At 64.9% G+C, this 15,872-nt stretch carries 13 protein-coding genes; 7 read left to right on the top strand and 6 right to left on the bottom strand.

Annotation, left to right across the window (positions count from 1 at the left end; genetic code table 11):
- Positions 1 to 5: 5 nt before the first annotated feature.
- The 5 genes from gmd to ACI0FO_RS09135 are packed head-to-tail and all read right to left on the bottom strand — an operon-like array spanning position 6 to position 4,873.
- A complete protein-coding gene (gmd, locus tag ACI0FO_RS09155; protein ID WP_416026000.1) occupies positions 6 to 1,115 on the bottom strand; it encodes a GDP-mannose 4,6-dehydratase in 1,110 nt (369 codons plus the stop codon).
- Between the two features lie 10 nt (positions 1,116 to 1,125).
- Positions 1,126 to 1,536 (bottom strand): VanZ family protein, encoded by a 411-nt coding sequence (locus ACI0FO_RS09150; protein ID WP_416025998.1) that lies wholly within the window; start codon positions 1,534 to 1,536, stop codon positions 1,126 to 1,128.
- A complete protein-coding gene (locus tag ACI0FO_RS09145; protein ID WP_416025996.1) occupies positions 1,523 to 2,953 on the bottom strand; it encodes a mannose-1-phosphate guanylyltransferase/mannose-6-phosphate isomerase in 1,431 nt (476 codons plus the stop codon). Before ACI0FO_RS09145 ends, ACI0FO_RS09150 begins: the two co-directional genes overlap by 14 nt.
- 5 nt (positions 2,954 to 2,958) lie before the next feature.
- Positions 2,959 to 3,411 (bottom strand): GDP-mannose mannosyl hydrolase, encoded by a 453-nt coding sequence (locus tag ACI0FO_RS09140; RefSeq protein ID WP_416026597.1) that lies wholly within the window; start codon positions 3,409 to 3,411, stop codon positions 2,959 to 2,961.
- 52 nt (positions 3,412 to 3,463) lie between these two features.
- The gene (locus tag ACI0FO_RS09135; RefSeq protein ID WP_416025994.1) at positions 3,464 to 4,873 is read right to left on the bottom strand and encodes an undecaprenyl-phosphate glucose phosphotransferase; all 1,410 of its coding nucleotides are present in this window, start codon (positions 4,871 to 4,873) and stop codon (positions 3,464 to 3,466) included.
- Positions 4,874 to 5,118: 245 nt separating this feature from the next.
- Between ACI0FO_RS09135 and ACI0FO_RS09130 the strand changes: the two genes are divergently transcribed.
- The 7 genes from ACI0FO_RS09130 (at position 5,119) to ACI0FO_RS09100 (ending at position 14,847) form a co-directional block, all read left to right on the top strand.
- Positions 5,119 to 6,255 carry a polysaccharide biosynthesis/export family protein gene (locus tag ACI0FO_RS09130; RefSeq protein ID WP_416025992.1) on the top strand — a complete coding sequence of 379 codons (1,137 nt, stop codon included), beginning with the start codon at positions 5,119 to 5,121 and terminating at the stop codon, positions 6,253 to 6,255.
- Between the two features lie 83 nt (positions 6,256 to 6,338).
- Positions 6,339 to 8,600 (top strand): GNVR domain-containing protein, encoded by a 2,262-nt coding sequence (locus tag ACI0FO_RS09125; RefSeq protein ID WP_416025990.1) that lies wholly within the window; start codon positions 6,339 to 6,341, stop codon positions 8,598 to 8,600.
- 20 nt (positions 8,601 to 8,620) lie between these two features.
- Positions 8,621 to 10,024 (top strand): phosphomannomutase/phosphoglucomutase, encoded by a 1,404-nt coding sequence (locus ACI0FO_RS09120; RefSeq protein ID WP_416025988.1) that lies wholly within the window; start codon positions 8,621 to 8,623, stop codon positions 10,022 to 10,024.
- A 13-nt stretch (positions 10,025 to 10,037) separates the two neighbouring features.
- A complete protein-coding gene (pgi, locus tag ACI0FO_RS09115; protein WP_416025986.1) occupies positions 10,038 to 11,705 on the top strand; it encodes a glucose-6-phosphate isomerase in 1,668 nt (555 codons plus the stop codon).
- A 12-nt stretch (positions 11,706 to 11,717) separates the two neighbouring features.
- Positions 11,718 to 12,839: a UDP-glucose 4-epimerase GalE gene (gene galE, locus ACI0FO_RS09110; protein ID WP_416025984.1), complete on the top strand. Its 1,122-nt coding sequence runs from the start codon at positions 11,718 to 11,720 to the stop codon at positions 12,837 to 12,839.
- A gap of 183 nt (positions 12,840 to 13,022) precedes the next feature.
- Positions 13,023 to 13,970, top strand: coding sequence for a serine O-acetyltransferase EpsC (epsC, locus tag ACI0FO_RS09105; protein ID WP_169273693.1), 948 nt, complete (start codon positions 13,023 to 13,025; stop codon positions 13,968 to 13,970).
- 58 nt (positions 13,971 to 14,028) lie between these two features.
- Positions 14,029 to 14,847, top strand: a complete 819-nt coding sequence (locus ACI0FO_RS09100; RefSeq protein WP_416025982.1) for an NAD-dependent protein deacetylase — start codon at positions 14,029 to 14,031, stop codon at positions 14,845 to 14,847.
- Between the two features lie 137 nt (positions 14,848 to 14,984).
- Here the strand turns inward: ACI0FO_RS09100 and ACI0FO_RS09095 are convergent, their stop codons facing one another.
- A complete protein-coding gene (locus ACI0FO_RS09095) occupies positions 14,985 to 15,839 on the bottom strand; it encodes an inositol monophosphatase family protein (protein ID WP_416025980.1) in 855 nt (284 codons plus the stop codon).
- Positions 15,840 to 15,872 lie beyond the last annotated feature (33 nt).

Genomic DNA, 15,872 nt, shown 5'->3' with positions numbered 1-15,872 from the left:
TCGGGCTACTCCTTGTAGGCGTAGATTTCGTAGCCGTTCTGTTCGACCAGGGCGTCTCGGCGCGCATCCTTCAGGTCGCTTTCCACCATTTCCTTGACCAGCTGCGCAAACGTGGTGCGCGGCGACCAGCCCAGCTTTTCCCGCGCCTTGGTGGGGTCGCCCAGCAGGGTTTCCACTTCGGTCGGGCGGAAGTACCGGGGATCCACGCGCACGATTACTTGGCCGGGCTTGATGTCATGGACCGGCGAGAACAGCACGGTGGCCGTCTCTTGCAGCCCTTCGCCTTCCCAGGCCAGCAGGATGCCCAGCTCGCGCGCCGCCGTATTGATGAATTCGCGCACGCTGTATTGCATGCCCGTGGCGATGACGTAGTCTTCGGGGGTGTCCTGCTGCAGCATCAACCACTGCATTTCGACGTAGTCGCGGGCATGGCCCCAATCACGCAGCGCCGACAAGTTGCCCAGGTACAGGCATTCCTGCAGGCCCAGCACGATGCGCGCCAGGCCGCGGGTGATCTTGCGGGTGACGAAGGTCTCGCCGCGCTTGGGCGATTCGTGATTGAACAAAATGCCGTTGCAGGCGTACATCCCATACGCTTCGCGGTAGTTCACGCTAATCCAATAGGCGTATAGCTTTGCCGCGGCATAGGGGCTGCGCGGGTAGAAGGGCGTGGTTTCCTTCTGCGGCGTTTCCTGCACCAGGCCGTACAGTTCCGAGGTAGAGGCTTGGTAGAAGCGCGCCTTTTCCTCCAGCTTCAGGATGCGGATGGCTTCCAGCAGGCGCAAGGTTCCCAGACCGTCTGCGTTGGCGGTGTATTCGGGCTCTTCGAACGAGACGCCCACATGGCTCTGCGCGGCCAGGTTGTAGATCTCGTCGGGCTGCACCGATTGCACGATGCGGATCAGGCTGCACGAATCGGTCATGTCGCCGTGATGCAGCACGAAGTTGCGCGGCTGGTCGTGGGGGTCCTGGTACAGGTGGTCGATGCGCGCGGTATTGAACAGCGAAGCACGCCGCTTGATGCCGTGGACCTCATAGCCCTTGGCCAGCAGGAACTCCGCCAGATAGGCCCCGTCTTGGCCGGTAACGCCGGTAATCAGTGCCCGTTTTGGCATGGTTGTATCCTTAAGACTTAGTGACTTCACGAAAGGAGCCGAAGGCTGCGGAACCGATGTGCAATGAGATTACTGTTGCACCAGCCGCCAAGATATCGGCCAAAAGGTCTAAGAGTTCAGCCTGTCGATAGGGAAAAAGGGACTGGATTGATTCATCCAGCGCACCTAACGCCGTGATGGCCAGCATGGCCACCAGGGCCGGGCGCCGGTTGACCGACAGGTAAATCAACGCGGCCAGGAAGGCGTAGGCCACAAGATGCAGGCGCTTGTCGCCGAAAGCGTCGGACATGTCGGCCGCCAGGCCAGGCAAATTGCCCACGGTCACCAGCACCGCGAAGAACACGGCCGCCAGAGGCAAGCAAGCCCGCGCCACCCCGGCCCGCCAGAACGAAGCGGCCGACACCGTTTCAGACTCTTCCATACATGTCCTGGAAGCGCACAATGTCGTCTTCGCCGAGATACGCGCCCGACTGCACCTCGATAATCTCCAGCGGGATCTTTCCGGGGTTTTCCAGACTATGGGTTTCGCCCAGCGGGATGTAGGTCGACTGGTTCTCGGTCAGCAGGTACTGCTTGTCGCCGTTGTAGATACGAGCGGTGCCGGACACCACGATCCAGTGTTCGGCCCGATGGTGGTGCATCTGGGACGACAGGCGCGCACCCGGTTTCACCGTGATGCGCTTGACCTGGTAGCGCGGCCCGTGGCCCACCGAGTCGTATGACCCCCATGGGCGCTGCACCTCGCGGTGGTGGTTCAGTTCGGACCGGTGCTGCGTCTTGAAGATCTCGACCAGGCGCTTGACGTCCTGCGACCGGGATTTATGGGCCACCAGCACGGCGTCGGCCGTTTCGATCACCACGATGTCGTCCAGGCCCACCGAAGCGACCAGCCGGCTGGTGGAGTGGATCAGGCAGTTGCGCGAATCCTCCACCATGACGTCGCCGGTGGTGGAGTTGCCCTCCACCGTCTTCTGGGCGATGCCCCAGACGGCGTCCCAGGCCCCGACGTCGCTCCACGACGCGGCCAGCGGGATGACGACGGCGCTGTCCGTCCGTTCCATGATGGCGTAGTCCATGGAATCGCTGGGGCAAGCCTCGAATGACGGTCCGTCCAGGTGGAACAGCGTGCTTTCCCCGTGGCCGGTGGCGACGGCGGCCTGCACCTGTTCCAGCATCTTCGGCGCCAGGCGCGCCATTTCAGCCAGGAAAACCGAAGCCTGGAAGGCGAACATGCCGCTGTTCCAGTAGTAGCCGCCGTCTTCGATGAAGCGTTGCGCGACTTCTGGCGACGGTTTTTCCACGAAACGGCGCACGCGCCGCGCCGGCGCCATCACGCCGGGCTCTTCCGCCTGGATATAGCCGTAGCCGCTAAGCGGCGCGGTGGGGGTGATTCCGAACGTCACCAGCGCGCCTTGGCGCGCGGCCTCGTAGGCGGCGGCGAAGGCGGCGCTGAGCACCTCGCCGTCTTCCAGGACGTGGTCGGACGGCATGATCAACATGATCGGGTCTTCGCCGTCACGCATGGCGCGCAGCGTAGCCGCGGCGATCGCCGGCGCGGTATTGCGCGCGAAGGGCTCCAGGATCACCTCGGCGTCCTTGATGCCCAGCTCTAGCGCCTGTTCGGCGGCAATGTACTGGTGGGCGTCGTTGCAGACCAGCATCGGCTTGACCTGGGCGCCCGCCGACCCCAAGCGCAGCAGCGTGTTCTGCAACAGGCTGCGGGCATCGGTCAAACGGATGAACTGCTTCGGCAGCAGTTCGCGCGACAACGGCCACAGGCGCGAGCCGGACCCGCCGCAAAGAATGACAGCCCGGTAGGGGGGAGGGGGATTCGTCATGGCGCTCACTCCTTGAAGTAGGCCTGGGTGTACGGATGCACGCCGGGGTCGGCGGCGATCTCTTCCGCAGGCAGCCAGCGGTAACGCTGGTGCTGGGCCTGGGGAAGGCTTGCGGCGTTCAACGACAGTTCGGCCTCATAGGCGAGGACGACGTAATGGGTGGAGCGCCCGGCTTCACCCGCGAAATTGGTGCCATAGAAGTGTTCGTACACGCCGCGCGGGGTCCAGACCTCGGCTGCGATGGGCAAGCCAAGTTCGTCGCGGGCGATGCGGCGCAGCGCACTGCGCAGCGATTCGTTCTTGCGGATGCGGCCGCCGGGCACGAACCAGGCGCCCTGGGCGGGCGGATTGGTCCGCAGGCCCGTCAGGTAACGGCCGTTGGCGTCACGCAGCAGCAGATCGATGGACACCAGCGGCAGCATCTCGACCGCCTGGCGGAAGTCGGCCTGCGCCAGCATGCCGTCCGGGGCCGCCTCCGCCCGGGCGCCGTGCCCGGGCCATCCCAAAGGCTTAGTAGACATTGCGGCCCGTCCATCCCGACACGGCCGTGCGGGCGATGATCAGCAGGTCCATCCGGAACGTCCAGTGCTGGATGTAATAGATGTCGTGCTCGACGCGGTCGCTCATCTTGCGCAGGGTGTCCGTCTGGCCGCGGAACCCATTGACCTGGGCCCAGCCCGTGATGCCCGGCTTGACCCGATGGCGCATCATGTAGCGCTGCACCAGGTCCTTGTACATTTCGTTGTGCTCCAGCGCGTGCGGACGAGGCCCGACGACGGACATGTCGCCCATCAGCACGTTCAGGAACTGGGGCAGCTCATCCAGGCTGGTACGCCGCAGAAACCCGCCAATACGAGTGATGCGGGAATCGTTGCGCGTCGCCTGCGTCACCGTGCCATGCTCTTGGTGCACGGTCATGGTGCGGAACTTGTAGACGTGGAACACTTTGCCATCCACGCCCAGCCGTGGCTGGGTGAAGAAAACGGGGCCACGGGACGTCAGCTTCACCATCAGGGCGATGCTGATCATCAACGGCGACAGCCCGATCAGCGCGCACAAGGCGAATCCGCGGTCGAAGACCTCTTTGGCCCAGCCGCGCACGCCGGCGGCCGGCAGGCTGTTGAGCTGGATGGCGGGCAGCCCCAGGAATTCGCCGATGCGGTGGCCCAGCAGCTGGATCGACATCACGTCGGGGATCCAGCGGATATCCACCAAGTCGTTGCGCAGGTGGTAGAGCACTTCACGCAATTCCTGGCCCGCCTCCATCGGAAGGACGATCCAGATTTCCCGCACGTTGTACTCGTGGACGAAGGCGTGCAGGTTATCCAGGTCATGCAGGCGGCGCACTTGCGGCGGCAGGCTCTCATGCGGCTCGGCGTAGATGCCCGCCACGTTGTAGCCCGCGCCCCGATACCGTTCGACGCGGCGCCACAGGTCATGGCCCAGTGCGCCGAATCCCACCAGCAAGACATTTTTCTTGTTCAGGCCGCGGTCGCGCGCCGCCCCAAGCGCCGCATATACGGCGATGCGTACTCCCGCCAGCGTCAGCGCGGTCATGCCGAACCAGGTAGCCGCCCATATGCGCGATATCGCGGCGGTCTGGTGCATGAGAAAACTGACAAGAATGCCCAGGGCGAACACGGTGGCCCAGGCCATCAGGCTGCGCACCACCAGATCCGTCAGCAGGCGGCCCCGCCAAGACACATACAGGCGGAACGCCGGGAAGAGGGCGATGACGCCCAGGCCGCACAAATAGATCAGGAACAGATGGATCTGCGGGGGCTCCGCCAGAGCATCGTCCGAGAATTTCAAGCCGGTGGCAGTCAGGCCGCAGGTGATGACGATCGCGGCGTCGAGCAAGCGGTACAGATAGCTTGCCCCGCTGAATCTTGCCGACGTGTCCGTGTTGGACGGGTCCATCGCGCACTCCTGTTCGTGGGGAGTCTTCTTCTTGCGGCCGAAAAAAACGATGCAGTGCCGCAAAACATGGGGCTACCGACGAAATCTTATTGAGTGCAAGGCGTACCCGAAACCTCCAAACGATGTAGGAGAAGGCTTAGGGCATCCGTCGAATGTGCGGGGCTTCGAAAAGAGAGTGGAATGTCGCAACCCGTTACGCATCGGGCTCCATTCCAAGCAACGAAGTCATTCACAGTGGATTTGCCATGACGACATTTTTCGGAACGTTGAGCCGAGCCATCGCCGCTATCGCGCTCGTGTCTTCGCTAGGCGCTTGCGCCCTGTCACCCGGTATGACCTTCAATGCCGGCCACCTCGTAGATCCCCTGGATCCGAACTCTGTAGCGCCCATCAAGGAGATCACGCCGTCGCTGGTCGTGGACGACCTGCGCGCACGCCAGGCATTGATCGACAACGACGGCGTGAACCGTCTGGTCGGCAGCGTCGAGCCCTACCGTATCGGTCCCGGAGACATCCTCTCCATCGTGGTGTGGGATCACCCCGAGCTCGTCCTTCCGACGCAAACCTACGCCATCGGGACAGGGGTGACCGAACTAGTCATGGGGGATACCGCCTCGGGCATTCCGGGCTATACGGTGTCATCCACGGGATATATCCAATTTCCCTATACGGGATTGCTGAAAGTGGCGGGGTTGACGGAACTTCAGGCGCGCAATCTCATAGTCAATAGTTCCGGCAAGTACATCCAGGATCCCCAGATCACGGTACGCGTGCTTGGCTATCGCAGCAAGCGCGTCTACGTCGAGGGCGAGGTCAAGTTGCCGGGCACGGTGGCGATCAACGACATTCCAATGACCCTGCTTGAAGCGGTCAACCGCGCGGGAGGCTTGCTGCCTACCGCCGACCGCAGCGCTGTCTATGTGATTCGTGAAGGCCGCCGTACCCGCGTGAACCTGCCTGCGCTGATCGAACGAGGCCAGGACTTGAATCAGGTCATGCTGAAGTCGGGCGACATCGTGCGTGTGACGCCGCGCGACGACAGCAAGGTGTTCGTGATGGGTGAAGTGTTCCTGCCCACCACGGTAGTGATGCGCGACGGACGCATGTCGTTGACCGAGGCGCTGGGCATGGCGGGAGGTCCGAACCAGCTCACGGCTGACGCGTCGCAAGTGTTTGTGGTCCGCAGTACCGAGCAAGCGACGCCGCAGGTGTTCCACCTGAACGCCAAGTCGCCGCAAGCTCTGGCCGTAGGAGCGAAGTTCGAGTTGGAACCCAAAGACGTCGTGTTCGTGGATACGGCATCGCTGGTGCGGTGGAACCGCTTTATCAGCAACCTGTTCCCGAGCGCGCAAACGGTACAGACCGTGAAATCGATCGACTAGTCCGCCTTTCGGGGTCGTCAGGCCCTAAATCAACGCCTTTGGGGGCGCCGCAACCGCGGCGGCGCCCACGTCTGGAGAGCTGCATGTCGTTGCCCATCGAATCATTCGAGCCGAACGTCCCGGCTCGCCAGCAGGAAACCCCGCTGTCCTCGCATGTGGACGCCATCGTGTCGAACCGGTGGATGATCATCGCGATCACGTTGCTCGCCTTCGTCGGCGCGCTGGCCTATGTGATGGTGACCCCGTCGGTCTATTCAGCCGACATCATCGTCCAGGTCGAAGAGGAAATGCCCAATGGCCAGGCGCGCAGCCTGCTGGGCGATGTATCGGCCATGTTCGACACCAAGGCCGAAACCTCCGGTGAAATGGAAGTGTTGCGTTCGCGCATGGTTGTGGGCCCGGCGGTCGACAAGTTCCTGCTCTACATCCATGCGAAGCCGCGCTATTTCCCCGTCGTGGGCGAATGGTTGGCGCAGCGCTATGAAGCCTTGCCGTATCCGTCCATCTTGCCGCGCGGTGGATACGCGTGGGGCGGGGAGTCCATCGCGATCTCGCAGTTGGACGTGCCCAACGAATGGCTGGGCAAGCCCTTTCGCGTGACCACGCTGGGCGAAGGCCGCTACACGCTGGCAGACAAGTTCACGGGCGCCACGTTCAACGGCACGGTCGGCAAGCCCGAGCATTTCATGTTGCCCGGCGGCGGCGCGATGGACGTGCATATCGACGCATTGTCCGGCCGTCCCGGCACCGAATTCACGGTGTCGCGCAGTTCGCGCCTGGCGGCCATCGAAGACGTGCAGTCGCATCTGGGCATCTTCGAGCGCGGCCGCGCCTCCGGCGTGATCGGCGTCACGCTGGAAGGAAACGATCCTGCGCTGACGACCGCGGTGCTGAACCAGATTGGCCAGGAATACGTGCAGCAGAACGTGAACCGCAAGTCGGCCCAGGCCGAGAAGTCGCTGACGTTCCTGGAGCAGCAGCTGCCTATCTTGAAGGGAGAACTGGACGCGGCCGAGACCAAGTACAACACCTTGCGCAACAAGCGCGGCACGATCGACCTGAGCGAAGAGGCCAAGTTGATCCTGGCGCAATCGGTGGATGCGCAGACCAAGGTGATGGAACTGCGCTCCAAGCGGCAGGAGCTGATCACGCGCTTTGCGCCGACCCATCCCAGCATCGTGGCCATTGACCGCCAGATCACCTCGCTGTCCGGCGACGTCAGCCGCATCGGCAACAACATCAAACAGTTGCCCGATCTGGAGCAGGACGTCGTGCGGCTGGTGCGCGACGTGCGCGTCAACACCGAGCTCTACACCGGCTTGTTGAATAACGCCCAGCAGCTGCGCCTGATCCGCGCGGGCAAGGTGGGCAACGTGCGCATCCTGGACGCGGCCGTGCAACCCGACCGCCCCGTGCGCCCCAAGGCCGCGATCATCCTCGGCGTGGCTACGGTCATCGGCCTGATCTTCGGCATGCTGTGCGCGTTCGTCCGCAACGCGCTGTTCGGCGGGCTGTCGGAACCCGATGATGTCGAGCGTTATACGGGGCTGCCTGTGCTGGCGGCCATTCCGTACAGCGACATGCAGGACAAATTGTGGCGCCGCAGCCGCCGCAAGAACGCAACGGTGCCTGCGCTGCTGGCGCAAAGCCAGGGCAACGCGCCGCCCATCGAAAGCCTGCGTTCCTTCCGCAATGTGCTGCAGGCGTCGCTGCGCCAGTCCGCCAACAACATGGTCATGTTCACCGGCCCGGTGGCGGGCGTGGGCAAGTCGTTCCTGTCGGCCAACTTCGCCTTCATCCAGGGCGGCGTGGGCAAGCGCGTGCTGTTGATCGACGCCGACTTCCGCAAGGGCCAGCTCAACCGCTACTTCGGCGTACCCAAGGAAGACGGCTTGTTCGAAGTGCTCTCGGGCACGATTCCGCTGACGCGGGTCAGAAAGCACAGCGTGTCCGAAGGGGTGGATTTCATCGCCACCGGCGCGGTGACTTTCGATCCTTCAGAGCTGTTGGCGTCGCCGGTGTTCGGCGCGACCCTGCGCGAACTGGCGTCGCAGTACGACATGGTGATTCTGGATACGGCGCCCGTGCTGTCGTCGCCTGACGCGGCGGTGGTGGGCACGCACGCGGCGGCGGTCATGGTGGTCGTGCGTTCCGGGATGAACACGGTGGGCGAGATCCGCGAAACGGCCAAACGGTTGATCCAGGCGGGTGCGCCGGTGGATGGCGTGTTGTTCAACGGGCTCAAGCTGATGCCTGAGCGTTTCGGCTTTAGATCCAAGTATGGGAACTATCGGTATTCCCGTGCGGCGTATTACGGCGATTTCAAACAGAACGGTCCCAAGTAACGCCACCCGGAGAAACTGGCATGCACGGAACTTTTGGCTGGGACACCCCGCAAATTCTGGATGCGGTTTTCAAGGCTTACGACATACGCGGCACGGTGCCGGACGAAATTGATGCGCGCTTCGCCCACAGCTTGGGCATGGCGGCGGGGACGCAGGCGCGGCAGCAGGGCGCGCGGTCGATCGTGGTGGGCCGCGATGGCCGGATCAGCAGCGTGGAGCTGGCGGCCGCGCTGCAAGCGGGGCTGCGCTCGGCGGGCATGCACGTCATCGACATCGGCATGGCCACCACGCCGATGGTGTATTTCGCCACGCGCCTGATGGACACGGGCGCCGGCATCGCCGTGACGGGCAGCCACAACCCGCCGGCGCACAACGGCTTCAAGATTGTGCTGGAAGGCGCTTCGCTGTACGGCGAAGGCATCACGGCCCTGCGCGACGCGATGCGGCAACCGATCGAATCCGCGGCCGTGTCGGGCGGGCGCACGCAAATGCAGATCCAGCCTTGTTACGCGGCCCGCCTGCTGGGCGACATCCGCATGGCGCGCCCGATGAAGATCGCCATCGACTGCGGCAGCGGGGTCGCGGGCGCGGTGGCGCCGGCGTTGTTCCGCGCGTTGGGCTGCGAAGTGACAGAACTGTTTTGCGAAGTGGACGGCTCGTTCCCCGGCCATCATCCCGACCCGGCCGATCCGCAAAACCTGCAGGATCTGATCTATTGCCTGCGCTATTCCGACTGCGAAGTGGGTCTGGCGTTCGACGGCGACGGCGACCGGCTGGGCGTGGTGACGAAGTCGGGCCAGATCATCTGGCCGGATCGTCAACTGATCCTTTTCGCGCGTGATGTGCTGGAGCGCAATCCGGGCGCCGAAATCATCTACGACGTCAAGTGCAGCCGGCATGTGGCGCGCGCCATCGTCGAGGCGGGGGGGCGGGCCACCATGTGGAAGACCGGCCATTCGCTGATCAAGGCCAAGATGCGCGAGACGGGGGCCCTGCTTGCCGGAGAAATGAGCGGCCACATGTTCTTCAAAGAGCGCTGGTATGGCTTTGACGACGGCATCTATGCCGCCGCCCGGCTGTTGGAAATCCTGTCATCGGCGCCGGACCCGTCGGCTTTGCTGGAAAGCCTGCCGCAATCCTGCGCCACCCCTGAGATCAAGCTGGACACCGCCGAAGGCGAACAGTTCGAACTGGTGGAGACGTTGCGCGCACAGGGGGAATTCCCTGGCGCTATCTCCATCAACGACCTGGATGGCGTCCGGGTGGATTATGCCGACGGCTTCGGCCTGGCGCGTCCGTCCAACACCACGCCGACGGTGGTTTTGCGTTTTGAAGGAGACACCGTGGCCGCATTGGCCCGTATCGAGGAGGACTTCCGCAAAGCGTTCCGGCGCATTGCACCTCACGTTCGTTTACCGTTCTAAGGAGCATCACGCGATGGGTAAGGCCAACTATGCGATTGAGGCGTTAAGGGCGAACTCCGGCTTGGCGCACAGCCCGGAGTGGCTGGCATTCGCGCAAGCCGCGCAAAGCGCCGGATTGGATGCCGGCACGTTGAAAGTGATCGAGGCGGCGGGATTGTGCGTGGACTTGACCATGCAGCGGCAGTCCCCGGCTTTGGAAGCGGCGGCGCTGAACCTGCTGCAGGCGCGCGGGTTGGCGGACGCGCGCCACGCCCTGTTCTCGGGTGACCCGGTCAACTGGACTGAAGGCAAACCGGCGTGGCATACGGCGTTGCGCGCCGGCCGCACCCGCGAGCAGCCGGACGGCCAGGATGCGGATTCCGTCTGCGAGTACTCACGCATGACCGATTTCGTCCGCAAGGTGGACCAGACCGCGGATTTTTCCACGGTGCTGCATATCGGCATCGGCGGCAGCGACTGGGGCCCCCGGTTGGCCATTCAGGCGTTCGGCGGCCCGTCGCAACGGCGTCAGATCCGTTTCGTGTCCAACATCGACGGCCATGCGTTTCATGACGCCGTGGCGGGGCTGGACCCGCGCCGCTGCCTGGTCGTGGTGTCGTCAAAATCCTTCACGACATCCGAGACCCTGCATAACGCGCGGGCCGCCATTGCCTGGCTAAAGCAAGGCGGCGTGACGGACGTGTCCGAACACCTGGCCGCGGTCACCGCGAATGCGCCCGCCGCGCGGGCCCTGGGCGTGCCGGCCTGCCAGGTGTTCAGGATGTGCGACTGGGTCGGCGGACGCTATTCCGTCTGGTCGGTCGCCGGGCTGTCGATCGCGTTGACGGTGGGCGCCGATGTGCTGATCGGCATGCGGGCGGGCGCCGAAGCCATGGACCAGCATTTCCAGCAGGCGCCGTTCGCCTCCAATGCGCCGATTCAACTGGCGTTGGCCGGTCTGGTGAATTGCAGCGTGCTGGGCCACAACTCGTTGAACATCGCCGCGTACAGCGCGCGGTTGCTGCATCTGGTGACGTACTTGCAGCAGCTGGAAATGGAGTCGCTGGGCAAGCGCGTGGCGGGCGACGGCGCGGCCGTCGGCGTGCCCACGGCGCCCATCATCTGGGGCATGCCCGGCACCGACGGGCAGCATACGTTCTTCCAATGGTTGCACCAGAGCGAGGATGGCGCGCCGGTCGACTTCATCGCCAGCCTGCAAGGCCATGCCGACAGCCCCGATGCGCATCGCATGCTGCTGGCAAATTGCCTGGCGCAGCGGCAGGCGCTGCTACGCGGCAAGTGCCTCGAAGAGGCGTTGCTGGACGTGGCGCATATCGATGACCAGGAACGCGCGCTAAGCCTCGCACAGCACATGGTGCATCCGGGCGGGCGGCCGTCGACCTTGATCGTCCTGCGCCAGCTGGACCCGCGCGGGCTGGGCGCGCTGCTGGCCCTCTACGAACACAAGGTGTTCGTGCAAAGCGTGGTGTGGGGCATCAATCCCTTCGACCAATGGGGCGTGGAACTGGGCAAGCGCCTGGCCACCGGTATCGAACGAGAACTGGCGGTTCCGGTGTCGGCCGGGGTGGTGGATTGGGGCCATGACGCGTCCACGTCGTACTGGATCGACCGCTATCGCGGCCATGCGCAGGCGCCGCGTTCGCGGCATGCGTGGGTGCCGGGCATGGCGGCACATCTTTGACGGGGGGCGGGCATGCCAGAGCTGAATGTGCTGGTGACGGGCGGTGCGGGCTACATCGGCACGCACACGCTGGTCGCGATGCTGGCGGCGGGCCAGCGGCCGCAGGTGCTGGATAATTTCAGCAACGGCAGCCGCGAGGCCGTGCGCCGTGTCGAACGCCTGTGCGGCGTCCCGATCCCGTTGATAGAGGGCGATATCCGCACCCCTGGCCTGATGGAATCGGTGCTGGCCGGGGCCGCGGCACGGGGCGAACCGGTGCACGCGGTGTTGCACTTGGCGGGCTGCAAGGCGGTCGGGGAATCGGTGGCGGACCCGCTGAAGTACTACGACAACAATGTGGCGGGATCGTTGGCCCTGCTGCGCGCCATGCGCGACACCGGCGTCGCGCGGATGGTGTTCAGTTCGTCGGCCACCGTCTATGGCGAACCGCGCTACTTGCCCTTTACCGAGACGCACCCGCTGGCGCCCACCAACCCCTATGGCCGCACGAAATGGATGGTGGAAGAGATGCTGCGCGATGTCTGCACGGCGGACCCCGCCTTCAGCGCGGTCACGCTGCGCTACTTCAATCCCATCGGCGCGCACCCCAGCGGCGTGATCGGCGAGAGCCCGCGTGACCTGCCCAACAACCTGTTTCCCTTCATCACCCAGGTGGCGGTGGGCCGGCAGCCGTTCCTGCGCGTGTTCGGAGACGACTACGCGACGGCCGACGGCACGGGTGTGCGCGACTATCTGCATGTGATGGACCTGGCGCAGGGCCATGTCCAGGCCCTGGCGTATTCCGAGGGGCATCCGGGCTTTGTCGCGGTGAATCTGGGAACCGGGCAGGGCACCAGCGTGCTGGAGCTGGTACGGACCTTCGAACAGGTCAATGGCTGCCGCATCCCCGTGCGCGCACAGGCGCGGCGGCCTGGCGACATCGAGCGGATGTGGGCCGACCCGGCGTTGGCGGCGTCCCTGCTGGGCTGGCGCAGCACGCACGACGTGGCCGCCATGTGCGCGGACGGTTGGCGCTGGCAGCAAGGCAATCCGCAAGGCTACGAGGCGCCCGGCGATGCGCGGCCAGCCGGCGAACGGCCCGCCCAGGCGCAACCCGCTTATGAACCGCCAGGGCGCGGGAAGGCCGCCGCATAACCCCAATGCCATGTCGGAAGGGTTACGGAAAAAGGGCGTGAGCGGTTACAGTTGACGGGATTATTGCGTAGCAACATGGCCCGGCGGCCTGGCCGGCCGGGCCCTGCACCGTCAGTGAGGCACTCCCATGTTTGAATTCCATTCGTATGCCGGGCCTAGCGGCGCCTTGCCGGAGCCGCGGCAATGAGCGGGCCGTCCTATTTGCCGCCGGCCCACTGGAACCTGGACAGCATCGTGTCCGGCCTGCGCGAAGCGCGTGTCGCGTGGCGCGGCCCGCGCGGCCGCCTGCGTGAAGATTCGGGCTTGCGCGAATTCCCGTCGCAGGAAAGCCTGCGCCAGATCATCAAAGACCTCTGTGGCGCCTTGTTCCCGATGCGCCTGGGGCCGATCGACTTGCGCGAAGAAGTCGAAGACTTCTATGTCGGGCACACCATCGGCGCCGCGCTGGATGCGTTGCTGCATCAGGTCTGTCTGGAACTGCAGTACGTCGGCCGCCATGAACACGTGGACCCGGCCGAGACCCAGCGGCGCGCCATCGAGATCGTGCGCCAGTTCGGCGCCGAGCTGCCACGCGTGCGCGCCGCGCTCGACCTGGACGTGACGGCGGCCTATCAAGGCGATCCGGCCGCGCACAGCGTGGACGAAGTGCTGCTGTGCTATCCCGGCGTGGCGGCGATGATCCATCACCGCCTGGCCAACGTCCTGTATCGCCTGAACGTGCCGATGCTGGCCCGCATCGTGGCCGAGATCGCGCATGCCGATACCGGCATCGATATCCATCCCGGCGCCACCATCGGCCGCAGCTTCTTCATCGACCACGGCACGGGCGTCGTCATCGGCGAAACCGCCATCATCGGTGACCGCGTGCGGCTCTACCAGATGGTGACGCTGGGCGCCAAGCGCTTCCCGCCCGGCGAAAACGGCGAGCTCAAAAAGGGCCTGCCGCGCCACCCGTTGATTGAAGATGATGTCGTGATCTACGCTGGCGCCACGATCCTGGGCCGCGTCACGATCGGCAAGGGGTCGACCATCGGCGGCAATGTCTGGCTGACGCGCAGCGTGGCGCCGGGCAGCAACGTCACGCAGGCCAGCCTGGTCAGCGACATGCCGGATTGCGGCCTGGGCGGCTGAACGCCGCCTTCACGCGCGTGGCGCCGCCGGGGCGGACGGCCAGAACAGAGGAGTCAGGATGGATACACGAGTCTCGGATCTGGCCGCGCTGCGCGGCTTTATCGACCGCCACCCGCGGCTGTTCGTCCTGACGGGGGCGGGTGTCAGCACCGACTCGGGCATCCCCGACTACCGCGACACCGAAGGCGAATGGAAGCGCAAGCCGCCCATGACCCTGCAGACGTTCATGGGCGACGACCTTGCGCGGGCGCGCTACTGGGCCCGCAGCATGGTCGGGTGGCGGCGCTTCGGCAGCGTCAAGCCCAATGATTCGCACCGCGCGCTGGCACGTCTGGAATCGCACGGCCACGTCACCGTGCTAGTCACGCAGAATGTCGATGGGCTGCATGAAGCCGCAGGCAGCCGCGAAGTCGTGGACCTGCATGGCCGGCTGGACGAGGTGCGCTGCATGAATTGCGATTGGCGCGGCGGCCGTCAGGCTTGGCAAGATGAACTGCAGCACGGCAATCCGGAATGGACTTCGTTGGATGCCACCGATGCGCCCGACGGCGACGCGGATCTGGACGGCGAGGATTTCTCGCGGTTCACGGTCCCGCCCTGTCCGCGCTGCGGCGGCGTCGTCAAGCCGGACGTGGTTTTTTTCGGTGAAACCGTACCCCGCGACCGCGTCGACCGGGCCAATGCCGGCCTGATGAGCGCCGACGCGGTGCTGGTGGTCGGGTCATCGCTGATGGTGTATTCGGGCTACCGCTTCGTTACGGCGGCCTCCCGCAACGGCATGCCGATCGCCGCCATCAATCTGGGTCGTACCCGGGCGGATCCGCTACTTACCTTGAAGGTGGAACAGCCTTGCGCGGTGGCGCTGGACGCCCTCTAGGCACGGTTTTTGCCGGCCGGTTTTTGACCGGTCTAAGCAAGTGCTTGCCCTGTAAGGGATTTTTCGCGCTGTTACAGACCTTTCCATAGGGTTGTCCACAGGAACTGTGGATAATTCCTAGGGATAACCCCCGTCGTTCAGGTTTCGTCGGCCTCGATGCCGTCGCCCAGCAACGCTTTGCGGGCGGCATGCCAACTGCCGGCGTCGGGCGCGTAAAGCAGTCCGCCCGTGCGGTGCGTGGGCTTGTACGGCGATCCATCGAAGCGGGCGGCGTAGCCCCCGGCTTCCCGGTGCAGCAGCCAGCCTGCCGCGTGGTCCCAGGCCGTCAATTGGTTGTAGAGCGCCACATGGCAATGGCCCGCTGCCAGCATCCGGTATTCATGCGCGGCGCAGCGCAGCGACGCGGTGCTGCCCAGGCGCGACAGATTACCGTTGACCAGGGTGCGCAGCGGCTCGGGCAGGGCGCCGGTGGCGATCAGGCCGTCCATGTCCTCGGGGCGCGCGGGGCTGGCGACGGTCAGCGGCGCTTGCCGGCCGTTTTCATATTCCATCCAGGCGCCTTCGCCGCGCACGGCCAGCGCGCTGTCGCGGTTGACCGGATCATAGATGACGCCGGCGATCACATCGCCGCGGTGGCACGCCGCGATCATCATGCCGAACAGCGGCAGGCCGGCGACATAGTTGCGGGTGCCATCGATGGGGTCGATCAGGAAGGCCAGATCGGCGTCCACCAGCATGTTCAGCAGGGCGGGATTGCGCGCGGAGGCTTCTTCGCCGATCAGCACGGCGCCGGGGTGCAGCTTGGTCAACCGGGCGGCGATGAGGCGTTCGGCCGCCTCGTCCGCGTCGGTCACCAGGTCGCGCGGTGAACTCTTGCTGCGGACCGACCCGTCCGGCAGGTTGCGGTAGCGTGGCATGACCTCCGCCAGGGCGGTTTCGGCCAGCACGGCGGCAAGCTTGCGGGTGTCCTCGCGGGTAAACGTTCTGCTCATACTGACTCGTCCAGGGAACGCGCAAATCTATCA

It is taken from the genome of Achromobacter marplatensis, assembly GCF_049060505.1.
Classification (GTDB): domain Bacteria; phylum Pseudomonadota; class Gammaproteobacteria; order Burkholderiales; family Burkholderiaceae_B; genus Achromobacter; species Achromobacter marplatensis_A.
Note: the sequence above shows the minus strand (reverse complement) of the source record. Positions and strands in the feature narration are given on the sequence as shown.